The following is a 25,753-nucleotide window of genomic DNA, read 5'->3' as shown; positions in this document are numbered from 1 at the left end:
CATCCGGTAAAGAAAAAAGCCGGGGACGAACCCCAGCCTTTTTATAGGAAATCAAACAAATCCTACTGCTTTACTACCTTGATGTTCGAACTGATCTCTGCTGTTCGTACCTGCACCAGGTAAACGCCTTTCGAAAGTCTTTCCACCCCTTCCATCAATATCCTATTTTCGCCTTTTTCCAGTTCCACCTTTTTCATCATTACTGTTTTACCTGAAGCATCTGCTATCACTATAGTGCCTTGCTGAGGTGACAATGATGGAATAGTAACTGTTAGCTTATCTATTACCGGGTTTGGATATACTGTAGCAACCAAAGCAATGTCTTTGCTAAAGCTGAACATGATTGTTTTCGTATGGAAATACTGGCCATCCTTATTAACCTGGCGAATGCGGTAGTACACTACGTTGTGTACGTATAGTGACAGGTCATCGGCAAAGGTGTAGGTAGCTGTATTGCTATTGTTGGACAAGCGAATACCTTCTGCACCAAAGTTCACTCCATCGCTGCTACGCTCCACTATATACTTATCTACTTCCTGCTCGTTTTCTACTTTCCAAACCAGGTTAGCCACATTACTTACCAGCTTACCATTGAAACTAATGATGTTTAACGGTAACGTAGTAGAGTTCCTCCAATCACGGTCCGCTGCAGTACTTACTGATTTTACCAGCTGAATGGTAGAACCGCCAGGCGAAGGTCCATCGTAGTTACCTGTAGGACCCATATTACTCATACCCACATTCATAAATGTAGTGCCGCACCTGGCTGCTCGCAGGTCGTGGATATCGAAACAATCCATCAGTCCATCACCATCCAGGTCAGTGTCTGAGTTAATGGTGGTTTGAGCAAATGTCAAGAAACGCATGTCGCCTTCATTCCTATCAGGTGCTCCATCATTATCCGTATCTGTATCACGGTAATCAGGCACACCATCAGCATCATGATCATACGGTGTCAATCCGTTTCCACCAATGCCGTTGAAGAAGTCGTATACATTCACCAGCCCATCACCATCCGTGTCCACATCTGTAGGAACTATATAACTGCTGGTTGGTTGTGCTTCCACATTATCGGTTATACCGTCATTGTCTGAGTCTATATCATACACATCTGGTCTGCCATGTGTGTCGGTGTTCCTGAGCAATAAAAAATTTAATGCACGTACTGAAGAACACCATCCATTCGCCAGCGTACAGCCGGTAACCATTCCACGGTTGTAGCTGGTTGCGGTAATGCCACTTTCTGTTGCATCTGTTATGCCATCTCCATCACTATCCAAGTCTATGAAGTTTGGATATCCATGATTATCTGCATTTCCTCTAAGTGTATAACAGGTAGCTCTTCCATTCAGCGGTAGCATGCAGTCTCCTCCATAGTCTTGCGGTGCTGTAAGAATAAGTACACCTTGCAGGTTTTCTACAATAAAGTCTCCGTTGGCATCGCCGTCATACTGGTTACTCCAACCGTCTCCATCATTATCTACAAAATTGTCTACCCTGCCATCATTGTTGGCATCAATAGCGTAAGCTTCTACAATGTCTGGAATACCATCATTATCACTATCCAAATCTTTAGAGTTAGGTATACCATCGTTATCAAAATCAGGTGCTCCTAATCCCTGGCCACTGTTGGCTGCGCCAGAAAGATTGGCATCTACATTATCTGATAAACCATCGCCATCCCTATCGCAGAAGTTGTCAATGATACCATCACCATTTGCATCTACACCCAACGCCTCTATAACATCTGGTATACCATCATTGTCACTATCCTTATCCAGGTAATCTGGTACACCATCTCCATCAGTATCCAGGAAGGCACATGTGCCTGCTGAATTCAGTACACACCACTTGGCGTCTTTGTAATTGATGACACCATCTCCATCATCATCCGCAGAAGGATCTGAGCCATTTGGCGTACACGAGAAGCCGGTAGCACCTGCCCCGCAAACCTCTACATAATCCGGTATACCGTCATTGTCATCATCTATATCTATCTCGTCAGGCACGCCATCGCTATCAGAGTCTGCACCTACCCATATATATACTATCGCGGTGTCACAGGTATTCTTGTTATCGCATATCAGGTAAATGAGTGAATCCAACCCAGAGAAACCGTTTTGAGGTGTATAACGTATTGTATTTCCAGCCTGGGTAGATGATCCGTTGTTGAGCACTTCACTTGCACCCCTTGATGGTGACATTGCTATTGCAATCCTTCCTGTTCTTGGACCGTGTGCGCCAAAAATATCATTGTCCAATACATTGATAATAACTGGTACTCCCCTGCCAGTAGCCACTCGTTCCCAGGTAGCAATCGGTGCATCCTGTACAATGATGATAGCCCATTCAGTAGCACTTAATGATGCTGGTGGCGGACAGCCATTCAGCGTTATGATACTGTCTGTGATCCGGTACTGGAAACTATCGATACCGTAGTAAGTAGGGTTTGGTGTGTACAACATCAAACCATTTTCCATTGGCACTACTGTACCATGTACCGGCTGTGTTACCACATCTACCGGCAGTTTAAATTCATGGCCATCAGGATCTGAGTCATTTGTCAGTACATCCGCGTACAGCAGCGCACCCATATCCGTTCTGAACGTATCTCTTACCGTAACCGGTGCATTGTTCACGGTTGGCATAGGTCGAATGGTAAGAGAGACTGTGACCGTGTTACCACAAAGCGATGGATTTTGATTATCACAAGCTCTATAGGTAAATGAGGTAACTGCGTTATTAACTCCTGCCGGTGGTATATAAAGTATCTGCGAATTATTGTTCGTCAATTCCGCCACACCTGTTGATGGTTGTGTAACAATCTCTATACGCAGCACACCAAATTCAGGATCCATATCATTTAGCAGCGGGCTGATCTCTGTAGCCTCACATGCATTAATGGTATAGCTATCTGCTGTAGAAACCGGTGGCCTGTTGTTCACAATCATGATCACCATTGCAGTATCCTTCAGCAACGAACAACTGGTAGCTGTGTTCTCTGTAATCGAATACCACACTGTGTCGCGGCCAATGAAGTTCACGTTTGGTGTATAAGACAAAGTACCGGTTGCCGAAATGGTAGCTACACCATTCTTCGGTGTCTTCACAATCACAGGTAGTGATAGTGTAGAAGCTTCCGGATCGCTATCATTTACACGTATGTTTCCACCAGAGAAAGATGAAGGTGTAGAAACGGTGTTTGACAGGATTGCAAAACTATCTGCTACCGCACGTGGCTTCGCATTCAGCACATTGATGAATACTCTTGATGTATCCCACAGGTTACCACTGCTTACCCTGTAGCAGAAAGTATCTACTCCGTTGAAAGCAGGATTGGTTGCCGGCGGCGTATAGATTACCGAGTTGCCCGACTTTGTTAAGGTACCACCATGGCTAGTTGTGGTTGTCATTAGTTCTACCGAAAGACCTGTATTGTTATAGTCATAGTCATTCTGAGTAACACGTATGGTAACTGGTGTAACAGAATTGGTGGTGGTTGTATCAGGCATAGCCAGCGGTGCATAAGCAGGTATAGCTGTACATGCCAGCGGCACCCTGTAACTGATCAGTAGCATCGGCCTGTTAGAACCTGCCTCTCTTGAGTTAAAGATGAATTCTTTAGTACCCGAACCTTCAGGGTTCCTTGTAAGCATTACACCATAATTAGCGAAGTTACCAGTAACCCAATCCTGCACCACCGACCTGATGTTGAAATTCTTGTAAGCAGGGTTATTACCATACAAGTAGTTCGATGCCACAATGGTACTGTTGAAGTCACCACCCGCAGTAGTCCAGTTGGTGGTTGCTGTAGCAGCACTCCACGTGGCCGATGTTTCATTCCACTGTCTGGTAACGCGGTGTATTTTTACCGCCTCACTGGTTGGTCCTGCTGTTTGGTAGAGCCTGAGCACCGCCTGGTCAACAATTGCATTGGCTGGTATGCCCGCCATATTGAACTGCAACAAGCCCCTGTGGATTGATCCGTTTCTTCCTTTAACTATGATAGAGTTAGAGGTTCCCCTGTTACCATCATTGTTCAGGTAAGTATCCATTACGGGGTTTAGCGCAATGGTATAAGTAGAATACGTAACAGGTTTGTATGCACCAGGTCCGCAACCATCGGCAGCTATTCTCACTACCACGGTAGCATTAGCACATAGTCCTGCACTATTACAAATCCGGTATGTAAATGAGTCAACACCGCTACCAATCTGGTCTTTCAGGTTCAGGTAGGTTATGGTATTATCAAGGTTAATGGAAACCTTGCCTACAAGTGGTTGTTCAACTATACTGGTAACATAAAGCTCCTTACCCTGCGGGTCATAATCGTTCGCATCCACCTCTATAGTTACAGGTACATCTTCCAATGTAGCTACTTCATCGTGATCCGCTACAGGGTTTGCACTCACACAACTACGTAGATTGTATTGCATCGCATCTATCTGAACCGTTGTGGCAGGAATTGTTACTTTGACCCACCTTACACCCGCAGTTACTATATAAGCCTTCGCTCTTGCTTCAAGAAAATCATCAGCAGCATTAACCGTATAAGTCACAGGGTTTGTCCAGTTAATACTGTCTGTACTACGACTTACAGTAAACTGTCCACCTGTAGTTCCATCTACATAAAACCATAAGGTATCTGTAGCAGGAATAACCTGCGACAATGTATAATTGACCACATTGTTTCTATTGCCAAAGGTTGTATAGGTTGTTCCATCACCTGGTATACCATCCGGGTCGCCGAGCGATGCCGGCATGTTAACTGCCAGGTTGTTTCCTACTGGTGTTGCACGCATGGCGTTAATGGTTCCTACTACTGTATAGAACTCATGCGGGCGACATCCATAAGCATCTATATTATTCATTGTAACGGTGATGGTGCTGGTACAGCTCAAACCGTTAGGATTTGTTACTCTATAAGATATCTGGTCAGAACCAGTGAAAGCTCCATGTGGTGTATACGTTACCGTACCATCACCATTGTTCACAAAGGTTCCCTGGCTGCCATTTCCTATCAACATCACCGACAGTGCACCACCATCAGGATCAGAATCATTTGCCAGTACATTCAGCGTGGTGCTTCCGTCGCAATTCGGAAGAACTGCTACATCCGGCGCACACACTGGTGGACGTGGATTTGGATACAAAGTGATACCTCTTGTATCAAATGCTTTCCTGCCACAGTTATCAGTAATGATACAAGTGATCAGGCACCTTGTTTCTGTTGTTACACTTGGTGCATTGAAGGTTGTAGTAGACCCGGTTGGATCAGAGAAACTACCTCCGCACGATGATACCCATTGGTAGGTAAAGGTTGGATTGATATCCTGCGATGAGGCGAATGCTGTTAACGACATTACCTGCCCTGAGAACACACTTGACTGTATACCACCTGCCATTACCGAAGGTTTCTTTTCGCGTAAGCTAAAGAAGCTAAAGTTCAGGAACGACCTTGTTGCCGCTACTTCCTCTGGTGTGGTACCATTGGCTATATGGTGACCTGAAGTATACATTACCCAACCACGCTGGTCATCGCCAAATGCACGACCAAAGGCAATTGCTGCAGCTTCACCATTACTTATCTGTGGTATGTTCTTCTGCGTAGGGTCGTATACACCTATAAATGTAGATGGTCTCCACCCGCCCTGCTTGTGAGGCAGGTAGATGGTCTGCGGACCATTCATATGCGCATTATCTGTTTTACCCATGAACTGCATGATAGGGAAACCAGAATAGTTGTACTGGAATGGCGGAGACGCATTCTGATGTCTGGTAAATGGTACAGCTACTTGTCCAAGCGCCGGGCCATCCTTCATCAGGAAGTTCATCTTGATGGTCTTGGTAGGATCGTTCCTGTCAGGTCCGTACAAGTTCTCCAGCCCTGAAGCTGCATAACAACCTACCCAGATGTTTCCTTTGTAGGTCTCGTTCCAGTAATACATGTTCTGGTGTCTCTCCCACGATGCATCAGCATGTGGCAGCACAAAAATGTCATGACAGTTATTAAGATTAGCCGGAGCTATTCCTGTCCAGGCTGAGTTTGGAATGCCCGAGAATTCGAAATATTTTCTGCCAATGATAGTTTGAGATTCATCTATCATCCATGTTGGCGCTGTCTTCAGTGTGTGAATTACTTCTACATTGAAATCGCTTACCGCAGTATTGATGATAACACCCTGGCTCGCCCAGTTGTTGATGATGGCCATGATATTTGGCGCCAGGAATTCTTCATTGATGATGAAAACACCTGCCCTGTACACCACGTTATTGTGCACCAGGTCAACCCCATCTTTGATCTTCGACTGGTTGTATACCCACTCTACCGGGATGTTATTTCGCAGCAGTTCGTGCACAAGACCATAAGGCTTCAATGCATTGGCACCTGTTTGCGGTACAATACCTGTATTTACAAGAATAGATCCTTTAGGAATTGTTTTCACCGTAGTGTTCGCAATCATCGTTACCGCACACGTGTTTGGTGTAGTAGTTACTGTGTGTGTGGCAGTGCGGTTACCAGGACATCCCATTGCTGTTACCGTTATCACTGAAGTACCACTCCAGCCTAAAACAAAGCTAACAGCACCAGTAGCACTATTAATGCTATTACCAGCCGCAAGGCTTGCTGCGTCCAGGCTATACACCAGGCCAAAGTTATTAGGTGCAGAAGCAATATATGCTACCGTACCAACTCCACGACACCTGGTAGATGTAGGTCCGAAGGAGAATGAAGGATTGCCCAATATACCATACGTAGTTACAGTATGTGTACCAACTGAAGGTCCATTACATCCTGATGCAATGGCAGTAACAATAGAAGTACCAAACCATTCAGCAGGATAAGTTACCACACCTGTTGCCGGATTGATTGTCACTCCGCCAGCCAAACTTTCGTTATCTAATGCGTATGAAATGCCATTAGAACTACTTGCTGTAGCTGCATAGCTTACCGTACCTGCGCCAGGGCAACGTGTTGATGTAGGACCTTGGTTGAAAGTAACCAGACCTACTGTAGCAATGGTAGTAAGGTCATGTGTAGCTGAAACCGGTCCGCTACATCCACTGGCTGTAACAGTAATGGTAGAAGTACCACTCCATTGAGGAACAAAGGAGATGGAACCAGTAGCAGCATTGATCGTATTTCCAGCGGTTAAGCTAATTGCATCTAATGAGAAAGAAAGCCCGGTACTATAAGGTGCATTCACTGTATAGTTAAATACACCTCCTCCCTGGCAACGTGTAGAACTAGTACCCATTGAAAATACAGGTGTACCTACTGCACCACGAGTAGTAGCCGTGTGCGATGATAGCGCAGGTCCGTTACAACCAGCAGCAGAAGCTGTAATGATGATGTCACCAATCCATCCTGCAGCATAGGTCAATACACCAGTAGTTGGATCTATGGTATTACCCGCTGATGTGGCAGCTGCGTTTATGCTATATGTGATTCCTGTAGAATGATTAGCGGATGCAGTATAGGTTACTGTACCTGCACCCTGGCATCTTTCAGAAGTAGCACCAAGAGCAAAGATGGGCGCAGTAACGGTTTGTAATGTAATAACGGTATGAGTAGAAGTTGTAGGTCCTCCACATCCGGAAGCTGTAGCCGTGATTACAGAAGTACCAGTCCAGCCAGCTGAAAAAGTTACTACACCAGTTGCTGAATTGATAGAGTTTCCTCCTGCAATACTTGTATTATCCAACGAATAACTGATGCCTGTAGAAGAAGTGGCAGTTGCTGAATAACTAACTGTACCACCTGCCTGGCAACGCGTAGAACTTGTACCTCTTGCAAATACCGGCACACCCACATTGGCTGTTACTGTTACAGTATGTGTAGCTGTTCTCGGGCCTTCGCAACCAGCGGCACTTGCAGTGATAATTGTTGTTCCGTTCCATCCTGCAGCATAGGTAACTGCACCTGTAGAAGCGACAATGGTATTGCCTGCTGCTAAGCTTGCACCATCAAGACTATAAGTAATACCTGAAGTATTGGTGGCAGTAGCAGTATAAGTAACAGTACCGGCTGCCTGGCAACGAGTAGAAGTAGCGCCAGCTGAAAAAACAGGAGTAGAAACAGGACCGGTTGTCATCACAATATGCGTTGCTGATCTTGGTCCAGAACATCCTGCAGCACTTGCGGTAATGGTTGAAGTACCCGTCCAGCCAGCAACCCATGTTACTGTACCTGTAGTTGAATTAATTGTGTTTCCTGCTACCAGGCTGGTTCCATCAAGACTGTATGATATACCTGACATAGCTGTAGCCGATGCAGAATATGTTATGGTAGCTGCTCCCCTGCATCGACCAGAATTACTACCCATAGCAAACACAGGTGTTCCTACTGGCGGATTGGTAACCAATATATGGTCTGCAGTTGCTGGTCCATTACAACCTTGCGCAGTTGCAGTCACTATAGTATTGCCTGTCCAGGTAGAAACGAATGTTATTTCACCGGTAGATGCATTGATGGTATTTCCAGCTGATACACTTGCTGCATCCAAGCTATAGCTTACGCTGGTACTGTTGTTAGCTGTGGCAGTTATTGTCACTGTTCCTGCACCCTGGCAGCGGCTGGATGTTGGTCCTGCAACAAATACAGGATTAGAAACCGAAGGAGTTGTATTGAGTGTATGAGTAGAGCTTCTTGGTCCATTACATCCTGTAGCAGTTGCTGTAACAGTAGAAGTACCTGTCCATGATGCAATGAAAGTTATTTGTCCTGTTGCTGCATCAATGGTATTACCTGCAGCGGTACTTGTAGCATCCAGGCTATAGGTCATTCCAGTAGCATCGGTAGCTGTTGCAGAATAAGTTGCCACACCTGCTCCCTGGCACCTTGTAGACGATGTACCCAATGCAAACACAGGGAAACCAACAGTAGGTGTAACAGTAACTGAATGCGCAGCCGTAGAAGGACCATTACATCCTGAAGCACTTGCCGTTACTACCGAAGTACCAGCCCAGCCAGCTACAAAAGTTACCCTACCTGTACCTGAGTTAATGGTGTTACCCGCTGTTATACTGGTAGGATCAAGCGTATAAGTGATACCTGTGCTGTTGGTAGCTGTTGCAGTATATTGAATAGTAGCTGCACCCTGGCAACGTATAGATGTTTCTCCATTAGCAAACACTGGTGTACCAACGGTAGGTGTTATAGATATTGTATGCGTAGCAGTAGCAGGACCATTACATCCTGCAGCCGATGCTGTCACAATGGTTGTTCCATTCCATGAAGGATCGTAAGTCAAGGCACCTGTAGTGGCATTGATGGTATTACCCGCAGCCGCACTTGCAGCATCAATCGAATAGGTTATACCACCCCATGCATTGGTAGCAGAAGCAGCATAAGATATTATTTCTGCACCCTGGCATCTTACGCTAGAAGCACCACTTGAGAAAACAGGCGTTCCTACCGGTCCGTACACGGTTACATTATGGTTGGCACTGGCAGGACCATTACAACCATTGGCAGTAGCTGTTATAGTTGATGTTCCTACATAACTGGCTATGAAAGTAACTGCTCCTGTAGAGCTATTGATAGTTAATCCTGCTGCAAGACTCGCTGCGTCCAAACTGTAAGTAATGCTGGTAGAATTGGTGGCAGTTGCACTATAAGTTACTACTTGGTTTGCCTGGCAACGAATAGAAGATGCGCCCAATGCGAATACAGGTGTTCCAACAGTAGGATTAATGATTACGGTATGGGTGCTGGTACGTGGGCCACTACAACCTGCAGCACTTGCTGTGATTACAGTTGTACCACTCCAGGCTGCTGTATAAGTAACAGCTCCTGTAGCACTATTAATAGTATTACCACCAGCTATACTTGCAGCATCCAGGCTGTAAGTGATACTGGTAGTATTGGTAGCAGAGGCAGTATAAGTAACTGTACCTGCTCCCTGGCAACGATTAGAAGTAGCGCCTGCTGCAAAAACAGGTGTTCCTACATAAGGAGTAGTTGTTACAGTGTGATTGGTTGTCCTGGTAGTACCACATCCTGTAACAGTAACCGTAACAACTGCATTGCCTGTCCATGTTGCAGGGAAAGTTACTTCACCTGTTGCAGCATTGATGGTAACTCCATTATTCAAAGGACCATTGTTCAAGGAATATGAAATAGTAGCAGCATAAGGAGCGGTTGCTGTATAAGTAATACTGTTAGCTCCCTGGCAGCGTGTAGATGATGCACCCATTGCAAAGACAGGTGTACCTACAGGAGGATTGATGGTCACTGTATGTGTTGCAGTAACAGGTCCGTTACAACCGGCAGCACTTGCAGTGATTGTAGATGTTCCTGTCCAGCTTCCTACATAAGTTACTGCACCTGTAACAGCATTGATACTGTTGCCGCCTGAGATGCTCGCTGCATCAAGGCTATACGTAATGCCGGTAGTGTTGGTAGCGGTAGCGGCATAGGTTACTGTTGCTGTGCCCTGGCAGCGCGTAGATGATGCACCCATTGTAAACACAGGTGTGCCAACAGTAGGCGTTGTGGTAACAGTATGTGTTGAGGTTCTTGGACCTGAACAACCGGCAGCACTTGCTGTAATGGTACTTGTTCCTGTCCAGCCTGTAGCAAAAGTCACTGCTCCTGTTGCTGTATTAATGGTATTGCCGCCGCTGATGCTTGCAGCATCCAAAGAATAAGTTATTCCGGTAGTGTTGAGAGCATTAGCAGTATAAGTAACTGTTGTAGCACCCTGGCACCGCGTAGATGAAGCTCCTGAAGTGAATACAGGCGTAGTAACTGAACCATTAACAGTAACTGTATGTGTAGCTGTGCGTGGACCATTACATCCCGCAGCACTTGCTGTGATGGTTGTAGTACCACTCCATCCCGCTGCATAGGTTACTTGTCCTGTAGAAGCATCTATGGTATTACCCGCAGCACTACTTGCAACATCAAGCGAGTATGTAATACCTGTGCTATTGGTTGCAGTTGCAGAATATACTACTGTGCCCGCTCCATTACACCTGCTAGAAATAGCGCCTGCTGTAAACACAGGCACACCCACTGTTGGTGTTACCGTTACTACATGGCTAGCTGTACGGGGACCATTACAACCAGCTGCACTTGCAGTGATTGTTGTAGTACCACTCCACCCTGCTGCATATGTTACAGCACCTGTAGTAGTATTGATTGTATTGCCGCCTGAAATGCTTGCTGCGTCTAATGCGTATGTAATTCCTGTAGTATTAGTAGCTGTGGCTGTATAAGTTACTGTACCAGTGCCCTGGCACCGTGTAGAAGAAGCACCTGAAGCAAATACAGGTGTACCCACTGTAGGAGTAGTTACCACAGTATGTGCAGAAGATGCAGTAGCACCACAACCAGAGGCTGTTGCAGTGATGGTACTATTACCCGCCCATCCTGCAGCAAAGGTTACAGCACCTGTAGCTGAGTTGATGGTGTTTCCACCTGCAAGGCTAGCTGCATCTAATGCGTAGGTAATGCTGGTACTGTTAGCAGCAGTTGCGGAATAAGTAACTGTTCCCGCGCCCTGGCATCGTGTAGAGGATGCTCCAGAGGCAAACACAGGAGCACTAACCATTGGTGTGATGGTTACAGTATGAGAAGATGAAAGTGTAGCATTACTACAACTTGTAGCGGTTGCAGTTATTACTGTAGTTCCTATCCAACCGGCTACATAAGTAACTTCACCTGTAGATGAATTGATGGTGTTACCTGCAGTAAGAGCCGCAGCATTTAAGCTATAAGATATAGAAACAGATTGTGCTGCTGTTGCTGTATAAGTAACCGTACCTGCACCAGAGCAACGGGTGGAACTAGTTCCCATAGCAAATACAGGAGCAGTCATGGTACCATAAGTGATGATGGTATGCACTGCTGATACGGGTCCGTTACATCCTGTTGCTGTTGCGGTCAGGTAAGAAGTTCCTATCCAGGATGCAGGAAAACTTATCCTTCCGTTAGATGTATTTAAGGTTACACCACCTGCAAGACTTGTAGCATCTAAACTATAACTCATACCGGTAGAGCTGGTAGATGTTGCCGAAAAGTTCTGGTTGTTTTGCGCAGCAGCACAACGATGTGTAACATCTCCATTAGTCCATGTAGGAGTACCTACAGTAGGTGTTACGGTCACAGTATGAGTGGCTGTTCTTGGACCATTACAACCGGCAGCACTTGCTGTAATGGTAGTAGTACCGCTCCAATTAGCTGAATAAGTTACTTCACCCGTAGCAGCATTAATAGTATTACCGCCTGACAAGCTTGCACCATCCAATGAATAGGTAATACCTGTAGTAGTGGTTGCTGTTGCAGAATAAGTAACACTGTTTCCACCCTGGCAGCGGGTAGAGCTTGCACCCATCGAAAATATCGGCGTACCTACAGTAGCAATGGTAGTAACTACATGCGTTGCTGAACGTGTACCACCACATCCTGATGCAGTTGCAGTAATGGTTGAATTACCACTCCACCCTGCTATAAATGTTACTACACCTGTAGAAGTATTAATGGTATTACCTGCAGCCGCACTTGTACCATCCAGGCTATAAGTTATACCAGTAGCATTGGTAGCCGTAGCAGTAAATGTAGCTGTACCGGCTCCCTGGCAACGATCTGATGTAGCACCCAATGCAAAAACAGGTGTACCTACTAATGGTGTAGTGGTAACGGTATGGCTAGAGGCAGAAGGGCCGTTACAACCAGTAGCTGTAGCCGTAATGGTTGACGCTCCTGTCCATGCTGCAGTAAATGTTACCGCACCTGTATTGTTATTGATTGTATTACCCGCTGCTAAACTGGCTGCATCCAGGCTGTAAGAAATGCCTGTATTGCTGGTAGCAGTAGCAGTATAAGTTACAGTACCTGCAGCCTGGCATCGTGTAGATGTAGTGCCTGCAGCAAATACCGGTGTACCTACAGTTGGTGTAATTGTAACCGTATGTGTAGCAGTACGTGGGCCGTTACAACCAGCAGCACTTGCTGTTATTATTAAAGTACCGCTGTAAGTAGAAACATAGGTAACTGCACCTGTGCTCGAATTGATAGTATTACCTGCAGCCGCACTTGTACCATCTATTGAATAAGTGATACCAGTAGAATTGGTAGCAGAAGCAGAATAAGTAATTGTACCTGCACCCTGGCACCTGGTAGAAATGCTACCCGATGCAAATACAGGTGTACCTACAGTAGGTGTGATAGTTACCGTATGTGAAGCGGTGGTAGGTCCGGCACAACCAGCAGCACTTGCTGTGATCACGCTAGTTCCTGACCAGCCTGCAGTGAAGGTTACAGCACCGGTTGATGAATTAATAGTATTACCTCCGGCTAAACTTGCACCATCAAGACTGTATGTAACACCTGTAGTACTGGTAGCTGTAGCTGTATAGGTAACAGTACCTGCGCCCTGGCAGCGTGTAGATGTTTCGCCGGCTAAGAAAATCGGGCTACCTACATAAGCTGAAACAGTAACAGTATGGGTAGATGATCTTGGGCCATTACATCCTGTAGCTGTAGCTGTAATGGTAGAAGTACCATTCCACAATGCAGTATACGTTACTGCACCCGTTGCAGAATTAATAGTATTTCCTGCGAGCAAACTCATATTATCCAGGCTATAGCTGATACCGGTAGAGGTAGTAGCTGTAGCTGTATATGTCACTGTTTCTGCACCCTGGCACTTATTAGATGATGTGCCCATTGCAAATACAGGAGCACCTACAGTAGCAGTTACTGTCACGGTATGAGTAGCAGTAGCAGGACCATTACATCCCGCCGCACTGGCTGTGATGATGGTAGTTCCACTCCAGCCTGCTGCATAGGTTACTGCACCGGTTGTTGTGTTGATGGTGTTGCCGCCCGTTATACTTGCTGCATCCAGCGAGTAAGTGATACCGGTTGTATTGTTGGCAGAAGCAGCATAAGTTACCGTTGCCGCACCCTGGCATCTTGTAGAGGATGCGCCGCTGGCAAATACAGGTGTGGTAACAGAAAGTGTACTTGTTACTGTGTGTGAAGCCGTGGTTGGACCATTACAACCATTAGCTGTAGCTGTAATGATGGATGTACCGGTATAAGCAGCTACATAAGTAACTGCACCGGTAGCTGAATTGATGGTATTTCCGGCTGCGATGCTGGCAGCATCGAGGCTGTAGACAATGCTGGTACTGTTAGCAGCTGTGGCAGCATAAGTAACTGTATTTGCACCCTGGCAGCGGGTAGATGTTGCACCCATAGCAAATACAGGAGTAGCTACTGAAGCAGTAGTAGTAATTGTATGCGTTGCTGTACGTGGGCCATTACAACCAGCTGCACTGGCAGTAACAGTAGATGTTCCTACCCAACCAGCTACAAAGGTGATAGCACCTGTAGAACTGTTGATAGTATTGCCTGCAGTGGTGCTGGCAGCATCCAGGCTGTAGGTAATGCCGGTACTGTTAGTTGCAGTGGCAGTATAAGTAGCAGTATTTGCTCCCTGGCAACGCGTAGACGAAGCACCTGCAGCAAATACAGGTGTACCAACAGTCGGTGTTACTGTTACTACGTGGTCAGCAGTTACAGGACCAAAACATCCTGCTGCACTAGCTGTGATCGTGGTAGTGCCACTCCATCCAGCTGCATAAGTAACTGCACCGGTAGATGAAACAATTGTATTTCCACCGGCTATACTTGCTGCATCCAGGCTGTAGGTAATTCCGGTAGTGTTAGTAGCAGTAGCTGAATAAGTAATACTACCTGCGCCCTGGCAACGTGTGCTGGTGGCACCCATTGCAAAAACGGGTGAGGTAACTGCACCATTAGTAGTAATGGTATGAGTAGAGGTACGTGGTCCATTACAACCTGTAGCACTTGCGGTAACAGTTGTAGTACCCATCCATCCTGCTGTAAAAGTTACAGCACCGGTATTTGCGTCTATTGTTAGACCGCCACTGATACTTCCTGCATCAAGGCTATAGGTAATTCCTGTACTATTTGTAGCAGTAGCAGCATAAGTAGTAGTGCCCGCACCACGACAACGAGTTGAACTTGCTCCTGCTGTAAACACAGGTGCACCAACTGTTGGTGTAACGGTTACTGTATGAATGGCCGTGCGTGGACCGCTACAACCTGCGGCACTTGCAGTGATCGTTGTTGTACCACTCCAACCTGCTGCGTAGGTAACAGCTCCTGTTGAAGCAACTATTGTATTACCTGCAGATACACTGGCAGCATCTAAGCTATAGGTGATGCCGGTTGTATTGTTTGCTGTTGCAGTATATGTAACCGTACCTGCACCCTGGCAACGTGTAGACGTACCGCCCATAGCAAATACAGGTGTAGTAACTACAGGTGTTATGGTAACAGTATGTGTTGATGTAGCAGGTCCGTTACAACCTGCAGCACTTGCAGTTATGGTTGTTGTTCCACTCCATCCTGCTGCATAAGTAACTGCACCTGTTGAGGCTACTATTGTATTACCTGCAGAAATACTTGCCGCATCAAGCGTATAGGTGATACCAGTGGTATTGGTAGCAGAAGCAGTATAAGTAACGGTTCCTGCAGCCTGGCATCGGGTGCTGGTAGCACCTAATGTAAAGACAGGCGTACCTACCGTAGGTGTGATGGTAACTGTATGATTGGCTGTAGTAGTTGTACCACTACATCCTGTTGCTGTAGCAGTGATCACTGTACTTCCTGTCCAGCCTGCTACATATGTTACAGCACCAGTAGCGCTATTAATTGAATTACCTGCGGTAACAGCAGCAGCGTTCAGACTATAGCTGATGGAAACAGCTTCAGCTGCATTGGCTGTGTACGTTACAGTTCCTGCACCCTGGCAGCGCGTAGAAGTTCCACCCATAGCAAAAGACGTTGCGCCAAGTGTACCATACGTTGTAGCCCTGTGAACAGCTGTTGTAGGACCACTACAACCTTCAGCCGTTGCAGTTATCAAAACGGTGCCGGTAAATGTTGAAGGATAACTTATTCTACCATTTCCCTGGTTGATGGATAAACCTGCTGCTATACTTGCAGCATCCAGCGAATAGGTAACGCTGGTGGAGTTGACTGCATTGGCACGGTAGAAAACGTTGGCAGCGGCAGCACAACGAATGGAACTTTCGCCTGATTCAAATACTGGCTGGCCAACGAGACCATTAGTGGTAACGGTATGTGAAGCAGTAGCAGGACCATTACAACCTGCAGCACTTGCAGTGATAACTGATACACCATTCCAACCAGCGGTGAATGTAACCGCACCTGTAGCTGCATTAATAGTATTACCAGCAGCTAAGCTTGTAGCATCTAAGCTATAAGTAATACCAGTGGTAGTGGTAGCTGTAGCCGTATAAGTAATTGTTGCTGCAGCCTGGCAACGTGCCGAGGCTGCACCCATAGCAAATACAGGTGTTCCAACAGTTGGCGTTACCGTTACTGTATGCTGCGCCGTTAGCGGACCAGCACAACCAGCAGCACTTGCAGTAATTATAGTAGTGCCACTCCAGGTAGCTGAATAACTGACTGCACCGGTAGATGCATTAATCGCATTACCACCACTGATGCTTGCAGCATCCAATGAGTAGGTAATTCCTGTAGTATGATTGGCTGAAGCAGTATAGGTAACAACACCTGCACCCTGGCATCGTTCTGTGGTTGCGCCACTGGCGAACACAGGAACAGTAACAGGTTGATTAGTGGTAACTGTATGGCTGGCGCTGGAAGGTCCATTACAACCCGCAGCAGTAGCTGTAATTACTGATGTACCGTACCAGCTCGAAATATAAGTAACTGCACCAGTAGCCGCATCGATGGTATTTCCACCTGCAAGGCTGGTAGCATCGAGGCTGTAGGTAATTCCGGTGGTATTGGTAGCAGTAGCTGTGTAAGTAACTGTTGTAGCAGCCTGGCAGCGGCTTGAGGTTGCGCCTATTGAAAAAACAGGTGTACCTACTGTAGGTGTAATGGTAACCGTATGAGTAGCTGTTACCGGCCCGTTACAACCTGCTGCACTGGCAGTGATGATAGTGCTGCCGGTCCATGCTGCTGCATAAGTAACCACACCAGTAGTTGCATTAATGGTGCAACCACCAGTAACTGCAGCAGCATTCAAACTATAGGTAATACCGGTAGTGTTGGTAGCAGAAGCAGTGTAAGTAACCGTACCTGCGCCCTGGCATCTTGTAGAGGTAGCACCCATTGCAAATACAGGTGTACCCACTGTAGGTGTAATGGTAACTGTATGTTGAGCAACCTGTGGTCCATAACATCCTGCAGCACTTGCCGTGATAGTGGAAGCACCACTCCAACCTGCCACATAAGTTACTGCACCCGTAGTGCTGTTAATTGCATTTCCGGCTGAAATGCTGGCTGCATCTAATGTATAGGTGATACCTGTAGTAGCGGTAGCTGTAGCAGTATAAGTTACTGTTCCTGCACCCTGGCAGCGCGTAGAAGAAGCGCCACTGCTAAATACAGGCGTAGAAACAGGTGCATTGGTGGTAACCGTATGTGTAGCAGTACCAGGGCCATTACATCCTGCAGCACTGGCAGTGATGGTTGTGGTTCCTGTCCAACCTGCTGTATAAGTAACTTCCCCTGTTGAAGGGTTGATGGTAATTCCTGCACTTGTGCTGGTTGCATCAAGAGAATAAGTTGTACCTGTTGTACTGGTAGCAGATGCAGCATAAGTAACACTTCCTGCAGCCTGGCAGCGATTGGAAGAAGCGCCCATTGTAAACACAGGCGTACCAACTGTTGGTGTTACAGTAACTATATGGCTTGCCACTCTTGGACCACTACATCCTGCAGCACTAGCTGTTATAGTAGAGGTTCCGCTCCATCCTACCACAAAAGTAACTGTACCGGTAGATGAATTGATGATGTTACCAGCAGACACACTTGCTGCATCCAGGCTGTAGGTAATACCAGTAGTGTTTGCAGCAGATGCTGTATAAGTTACAGTACCAGCGCCCTGGCATCTTTCGCTGGTGGTACCATTAGCAAAAACAGGTGTACCAACCACAGCAGTTATTGTTACAGTGTGAGTGGCAGTTGCCGGTCCATTACATCCTGCGGCAGTTGCTGTTACTATACTTGTACCACTCCAGGTACTAACATAGGTAACTGCACCCGTTGATGCATCAATTGAATTTCCTGCAGCTACACTGGCAGCATCCAAAGCATAGGTAATGCCCGTGGTATTGGAAGCAGTGGCAGTATAAGTTACTGTTCCTGCAGCCTGGCAACGTGTAGAAGTAGCACCCATACTGAAAACAGGAGTTCCAACAGTAGGAGTAACTGTTACTGTATGTGTGGCGGTACGGGGGCCGTTACAGCCATCTGCACTTGCAGTAATGGTACTAGTTCCAGTCCATCCTGCGGCGTATGTTACTACACCAGTTGAAGCATCAATAGTATTTCCACCGGCGATACTTGAAGCATCTAAACTGTAAGTGATACCGGTTGTATGATCGGCACTAGCAGTGTATGTTACTGTTCCTGCTCCCTGGCAGCGTGTAGATGAAGCGCCAGAAGCAAATACAGGCGTTGTAACAGAAGGTATAACTGTGATTGTAATATCAGTTATCTGCGGTCCATAACAACCGGCTGCGCTGGCTGTTAATGTTGTTGTACCTGTATATGTTGAAGCAAAAGTTACAACACCGGTAGTAGCATTGATTGTGTTACCACCTGCGAGGCTCGCTGCGTCCAAAGAATAGGTGATACCAGTAGTTGCTGTAGCAGTAGCCGTATATGTATCAGATGCCAATCCCTGGCAGTGAGAATATTCATTTCCTAAAGCAAAAACGGGAGCAGATACAGGAGGATTTGTAGTAGCAGTGTGGCTAGCATTTACTGGTCCGTTACAACCTGCGGCCGATGCTGTTATTACTGTATTTCCCGCCCATCCTGCTGGGTAAGTAACCGCGCCTGTAGCAGCATCAATGGTTACACCTGATGAAATGCTGGCTGCATCCAATGAATATGTTATTCCTGTTGTGGTAGTAGCAGTGGCAGTATATGTTACTGTTCCTGCAGCCTGGCATCGGCTAGATGTAGGGCCTTGCGCAAATACAGGCGTACCTACGGTGGGTGTTGTAGTTACTGTAGTAGTAGCAGTTCTCGGACCACTACATCCTGCAGCACTTGCAGTAATGGTAGTTGTACCACTCCATCCTGCAACAAAAGTTACAATGCCTGTAGAGCTATTGATGGTGTTGCCACCAGCTATGCTTGCTGCATCTATGCTATAGGTAATACCAGTTGTATTAGAGGCGGTTGCAGTATAAGTAGCAGTTCCGGCACCCTGGCATCTTGTACCAACACCACCTGCATCAAAAACGGGCGTAGTTACATAATCAGTAATGGTGATAGTATGGTTAGCCGTGCTTGGACCATTACAACCAGCTGCTGTTGCCGTAACTACTGACGTTCCAAACCAGGCTTCTGCAAAAGAAACAGCGCCTGTAGATGCATCAATTGTATTACCGGCAGACAAGCTGGCTCCATCCAATGCGTAAGTTATTCCTGTAGTATTGGTAGCGCTGGCAGTATAAGTTACTGTTGCTGCCCCACGACACCTTGTAGAAGCGGCTCCTGCAGCAAATACAGGTGTGCCTACATTAGGAATTACAGTAACACTATGGGTGCCGTATTTTGGTCCACCGCAACCTTCGGCCCTTGCAGTCACAAGGGTAGTTCCACTCCAACCATCTGCATAATCCACCTCACCCGTATTTGGGTTGATGGTATTACCAGCTGATAAACTTGCAGCATCTAAACTATACTGCAGAATAGCAGCATAATCAGATGTAGCTGTAAAGGTGTTATTAGGAGAAGCCTGGCACGTAGAAGAATTAGCACCTAATGCAAATACTGGTGTGGTGATCTCTGGAGTTGTAGCAAATACACCTACTGTATAGGTTTCAGTAGCACTACTGTTACAGCCATAAGCCACAGCTGTTATAGTTACATTACCCGTCCATGATGCTACATAGGTAACTGTACCTGTAGCAGCATCTATGGTATTACCACCCGCACTGCTGGCAGCATCAAGGCTGTAAACAATATTGGTACTATTGGTGGCTGTTGCTGTGTAAGTAACAGATCCGGCACCCTGGCATCTTTGAGCCGAAGCATTAGGATCAAATACAGGCGTACCTACAAATGCAGCAACCTGTACAGTATGGGTGGCAGTTACCGGGCCATTACATCCTGCAGCACTCGCTGTGATGATGGCAGTACCACTCCACCCTGCTACATAAGTAACCGCTCCTGTTGCTAAATTGATGGTATTGCCACCAGACAAAGCAGCAGCATTCAGGCTATAAGTGATACCGGTTGTATTGGTAGACGTAGCAGTATAGGTAATTGTTTCTGCTCCCTCGCAACGGTTGCTGCCAACTCCCATTGCGAACACAGGTTGCCCTACTGTAGGCGTGGTGGTTATGGTATGTTGAGCAGTTCTTGGGCCGGCACATCCTGTGGCAGTTGCTGTCACGGTGCTTGTACCAGTCCATCCGGCAACAAAACTTACCGCACCTGTTGTGGTATTAATAGTGTTACCTGCAGATACACTTGAAGCATCAAGAGAATAACTGATGCCTGTACTGTTTGCGGCAGTAGCTGCATAGGTAACTGTTCCTGCTCCCTGGCACCTGGTAGAATTGGCGCCGCTAGTGAATACAGGCACAGCCACCAGTGGATTGGTAGTAACTGTATGGGTTGCTGTAGCCGGACCATTACATCCTGCAGCACTTGCAGTAATAACAGATGAACCTGACCATGTAGATACAAAAGTGACAGCACCGGTAGCACTGTTGAGAGTGTTGCCTGCTGATAAACTTGCAGCATCCAGGCTGTAGGTAATACCAGTTGTGTTGGTAGCAGTAGCCGGGTAATTAACAGTACCAGCTGCCTGGCATCGGCTTGAAGAAGCGCCTGCCGTAAACACAGGAACACCCACATTGGGTGTTATTGTTACAGTTGAACTTCCTGCACCACTACTCCATTGAAGTGTAGAGTTATTCCTTGCTCTTAAGTAATAGGTACCACTGGCACTAGCAACATAAGTAGATGCAGAACTGGTAGTGGAAGTTCCTGTTGCAGCGGTTTGCCAAAACCAGGAAACTCCTGCAGGCGGTGTTCCATTAAATGACAAAGTCACGCCAGGTGGCGCGCATTGCGGAGAATTAGAAAGAGGATTAGGCGGCGTAGCAGGTGGTGGTATCACAGTACCAAAAACTGTTACATCTTCATTTATCCACTCTGTACTATTTGCTTCCGGGTTATAAAAGTATAAACGAAAAGTAACTGCACCGATGTTGGTGAAGCTGGCTGCAGGAAGGGTTACCGCCACATTCTGCAGCGTATTGTTGACAGATCCTGAAGATAGGTTAGTTGTAAAATTGTCTAAGCTTGAACGAATTGCCCATGACTGTGCATTGATCACTTTATCAGACATTGCATGGCTAAACGTAATGGAAGAAAGCGTCAGCAGGTGATCAACATCTGGTGTAATAGAAAACTGGTGGTAGCGATTTACATCCAGTCCTGGAATGACATTCCATTTACTCGAAATATAATAGGAAAGCGAACCCGAACAAGTAACACCCGAACTGGTAAAGGGACTAAAATTAGCATTAGCCGGCTGCGTTGTAACCGTGTTCGCAGTGTTTGGACACTTTGATGTGACACTGTTAAACTGGTACTGGCCTAACTGCGCAAAGCCGTTGACGCTAAGAAGCACCAGTGCCATGATCATTATGAGCACGTCCCTCTTGCTATTGCGATTAGATGGCGCTATACCACCAGCAGCAAGAGTAACGTGATTAAAACAAGCTAAAGTTTTTCTCATACCAGTTTCCATTTTAGGGGTGTAACTACACACGCTGGCGTACCAGTGGGTTGCTGGCGGAGCGCGGCACTTAGACGGTTACAGGAAATCAACAACAGGAAAATGATGAGGAAACCTGCAAGAACGGCAGGTATGTAAACGGGAAATACAGGTGACAACGCACCTGTATAAAGCAGTAGTAAAGCCACTTCTTTTGGTTTCTTCATGATATTTGGATGCTTTAAGTACACAGCATTTGTCCCCAATAAGTGTTGGAAAACAACCTGGTGCACAGAAAGTATTACCAATTAACGGCAGATTTGCCCCTTAAATTGCCCTAAAAGAAAAAAGTTTCAGACTGGGAAGGAAATTCAAAAAAGGAACGTCTGTTTCTGCTTTTGGGAGCAGAATTTTTTTTTGGGAAAATGCATTTGTGAGGTAGCAGCGGTGGCTAAGATATAGGCAAAAGTCAGAAAATGGCATTTTCTTCCTGCTCCTGTTTAAAAAGAATTGGTGACCAGGCATGCGCACTACACATGTACAACCACCACCTGTTGCCACTGCATCCCAACTTATATTCTTCCGTTACCGCGGTTGTATAAATTTTTAGAAACAACAAAATCCGCCGTAAGCGGATTTCATTGTAGTTATCGTTCATTTTAAAACAGAAATATTTTACTGCCTTACCCTTACCGGAAATTTTGGTGAAGGCGCTTTCTTAGGCGGGTTCTTTTTTAGCTCCTCCATTACAATTTGAATAGCTTTTTCTAATTGTGGATCTTGTCCTTTTATCACCTGCGATGGCCACTGCTCTACTTCTACATCTGGTGGTGTACCTACATTCTCTATTCCAAAACCATTCTCATCAAAAAAGGCAAGGTTAGGTGCTGTTACCTCACCTCCATCTATAAATTCAGGATAACCTAATATACCTACCAATCCACCCCAGGTAGTTTTACCTACCAGCGTTCCCAGCTTTGCCTGCCTGAAAAGGTAAGGAAGGTAATCGCCTCCCGACCCTGCTGTTTCATCTATGATCATCACTTTAGGACCTTGTATAGATGCATTGGGCGCTTTCTGGTCTTTGCCATGGCGGTATTTCCAATAAGACTGTGCAGGGCGCTTTAACAGGTCTATGTAGTAATCTGCTAATTGGCCACCACCATTAAATCTTTCGTCCACTATGATCCCTGCCCTATTGGCCTGCGGAAAGAAATAGCGTTTAAAATATTCATGACCTTCTGCAGTGGTATTAGGCACGTACACATATGCTACCTGCCCATTGGTTGCCTCCGTTACTTTACGCATATTTCCTTCTACCCAATCACGATTACGCAGCGCAACCTCGTTGGCTACCGGTACCACTTTTACCGTACGTTTATTAGCTCCTTCAGGCGTAGATGCTATGGTAAGTGTAACAATCTTTTCAGCTGTATTTTCAAAGTAGCTATAGAAGTTCTTATCAGCAGTTACTTCGGCTCCATTCACTGCCATGATATAATCTCCTACCTGCACATTTACGCCTGGCTCTGTAAGCGGCGAACGCAGGTTCGGCGTCCAGTTGAGACCGCCATAGATTTTTGTAATTCTATATCGATTGTTCTTTACTTCATAATCTGCACCCAATAAACCACCGGGAACAATGTCTGGATTAGAACGCCTGTCGCCTGTAGCAGCAAACCTGTGGTGACCAACAGAGAGCTCGCTAAACATCCATTGCATAATGCGATACAGGTCGTTGGTGCTGGCTACATCAGGTAACAGCGCCTCGTACTTTTTCTTCATGGCTGCCCAATTAGCACCATGCATATTTGGGTCGTAAAAATAATCGCGGTTAACGCGCCATGCTTCATTGAATATGTTAGGCCATTCTTCTTTAGGCGAGATCTTAACTTGTATAGCCGCTGTATTGATCATTGCATCCGGCCCTGGTTTTTGACCGGTAGATGCAATGCCCCATTTACCCTTAGTAACATAAACTGTTTTTTCGCCTTTGGCTGCAATGATGTATCCATCTGCAGGCATCAGTGGTTCTTCTTTTCTCTTCTTAAAACTATACATGTGCAACATAGTAGGTGTAGCACCATGCGGCGCTTCAGAAAGATAGAATAGCTCACCTTCTTTCACCACTGACAGCGACTTATAGCGACCCTTAGACAATGGCAGTGGGATGATCCTGTTTTGAATGCCGTCCCAGTCAATCTTCAGCTTCGTGCTATTGGAGTCTGCTTTGTATGGTGCTTTACTACTTGCTGTATCTTTTATTTCTTCCACTTCATTCTCTTTGGCAAAAGGAGATTTTACCTGCTTTTGAAGTGTAATGAGATAAATGGAATTGGTAGCTTCCATATCCTGCGCCGACTGGTCGAACCAGTTTACCACCGGACCTGCATCGGTACTGGCCAGCACATATAAATATTTACCCGAAGGATCAAACGTGGGCTCAGTTACATTAGACATAGCATCTGTAACTGCATACGATTTATTTTCTGAAATAGAATACACCCATGCCCTTTCAAAATTGGTTTCGGCAATGGTGGTGTAGGAAATAAAATTGCCATCGTGCGACCAGCTGCCAAACAGGTTTCTAAATGGCCCCGGGATGTAATTTGCATCTTCCGCTATTTTGGTGGATTTACCCGAAGCAATATCAGCTACATATAACCTACGCGCATTATCTACATAAGCTATCCTTTTGCTATCAGGAGACCAGCTGAGATGCGCATAAAAACCTGAGCCATTCAATTTGATCATTTGCGGCTGCCCACTGCCATCCTGGTTGTGTATATACAAATTGTATTCGCCTGTAGCATCACTCAGGTAAGCTATGTACCTGCCATTAGGCGACCAGACAGGTTCTTTTTCATGCACACCTGGTGTATTTGTCAGGTTAAGTACATCACCTTTTTGTGCAGGCAGCGTAATGATATCACCACGATAATCCATCACCACTCTTGCACCTGATGGAGATATATGTCCACCTCTTATGTATTGGTCGCCTTTTACAAAACGTGGTCTATGATCTAGCAGATCTGCTGCAATACCTACTTTAATCTTAGCAGTATTGTTAGTGGCTGTATTGAATACATGCAGGTATCCAGCCTGCGAAAAAATTATCTTACCAGCAGTACCTTCTAAACTTGATACCGGGAAGTCGTTGAACTTAGTATGCGATTGCACAGCCTTGGTTGCAGGATCATAACTATAGAGGTTAAACTCACCATCGCGGTCGCTGCGGAAATACACCTTGTTACCTTTCCAAACCGGTTTAGAATCATTGCTGCCAGTTTTAGGTTTTGGTATTTCTGTTACGTTGTGACTTTTAGTATCGTATAGCCAGATGCGGCTCATGGTTCCTCCCCTATAGTTCTTCCACTGCTCAAACCTATCGGCTATGGTAGTGTACGCTATACTATTTCCATCAGGGCTATAAGAGGCCCAAAAGGCATTTGGTATTGGCAGTTGTTGTTCAGCACCGGTAGCTATGTCTACAGTAAATAATTGGTGGTAGCGGTTGGTAAAACTATTACGCTGCGAAGCAAACAATATCTTTTTACCATCAGGAGAAAAGTCTCTGACAAGGTCTGCACCCGGGTGCCACGTAAGCCTTTTAGGAACACCCCCAGCGGCAGGTACCACGAACACATCTGTATTTCCATCGTACTGGCCAGTGAAGGCAATGATGCTTCCATCGGGAGAAAAAACAGGATTAGACTCCGCTCCTTCACTCACCGTTATGCGTCGTGGATAAGAACCGTCTAAATTGGCAACCCAAAGGTCTTCGGCATAAATAAAAGCGATATGATCTTTACTGATGGTTGGCTGCCATAACAATCGGGTGTCACTTGTATTTTGTGCTGGTAATGTTGTAGCTAATAAAAACAATGAACAGGTAAAAAAGCAATAGCGAAAAATATTCATGAAGATGATGATTAGGGTTTGAATATAATGAAGAAAGTGAATGA

Annotated in this window: 4 protein-coding genes; all 4 read right to left on the bottom strand. The window is 46.0% G+C overall.

The features are described from left to right. Positions 1 to 62: 62 nt before the first annotated feature. Positions 63 to 21,809 (bottom strand): Ig-like domain-containing protein, encoded by a 21,747-nt coding sequence (locus J4N22_RS04645; RefSeq protein WP_207492532.1) that lies wholly within the window; start codon positions 21,807 to 21,809, stop codon positions 63 to 65. Then, on the bottom strand, positions 21,806 to 22,015 hold the full coding sequence (locus J4N22_RS04640) for a hypothetical protein (RefSeq protein ID WP_207492531.1): 210 nt from the start codon (positions 22,013 to 22,015) through the stop codon (positions 21,806 to 21,808). The genes J4N22_RS04645 and J4N22_RS04640 overlap by 4 nt, the downstream gene beginning before the upstream one ends. Before the next feature lie 242 nt (positions 22,016 to 22,257). Further along, on the bottom strand, positions 22,258 to 22,446 hold the full coding sequence (locus tag J4N22_RS04635) for a hypothetical protein (RefSeq protein ID WP_207492530.1): 189 nt from the start codon (positions 22,444 to 22,446) through the stop codon (positions 22,258 to 22,260). A 17-nt stretch (positions 22,447 to 22,463) separates the two neighbouring features. Next, positions 22,464 to 25,709, bottom strand: coding sequence for a S41 family peptidase (locus tag J4N22_RS04630; RefSeq protein ID WP_207492529.1), 3,246 nt, complete (start codon positions 25,707 to 25,709; stop codon positions 22,464 to 22,466). Positions 25,710 to 25,753 lie beyond the last annotated feature (44 nt).

Source organism: Aridibaculum aurantiacum (assembly GCF_017355875.1).
In the GTDB taxonomy this organism is placed as follows: domain Bacteria; phylum Bacteroidota; class Bacteroidia; order Chitinophagales; family Chitinophagaceae; genus Segetibacter; species Segetibacter aurantiacus.
The sequence above is the reverse complement of the archived record's forward strand: the minus strand, read 5'-3'. Positions and strand labels throughout refer to the sequence as shown.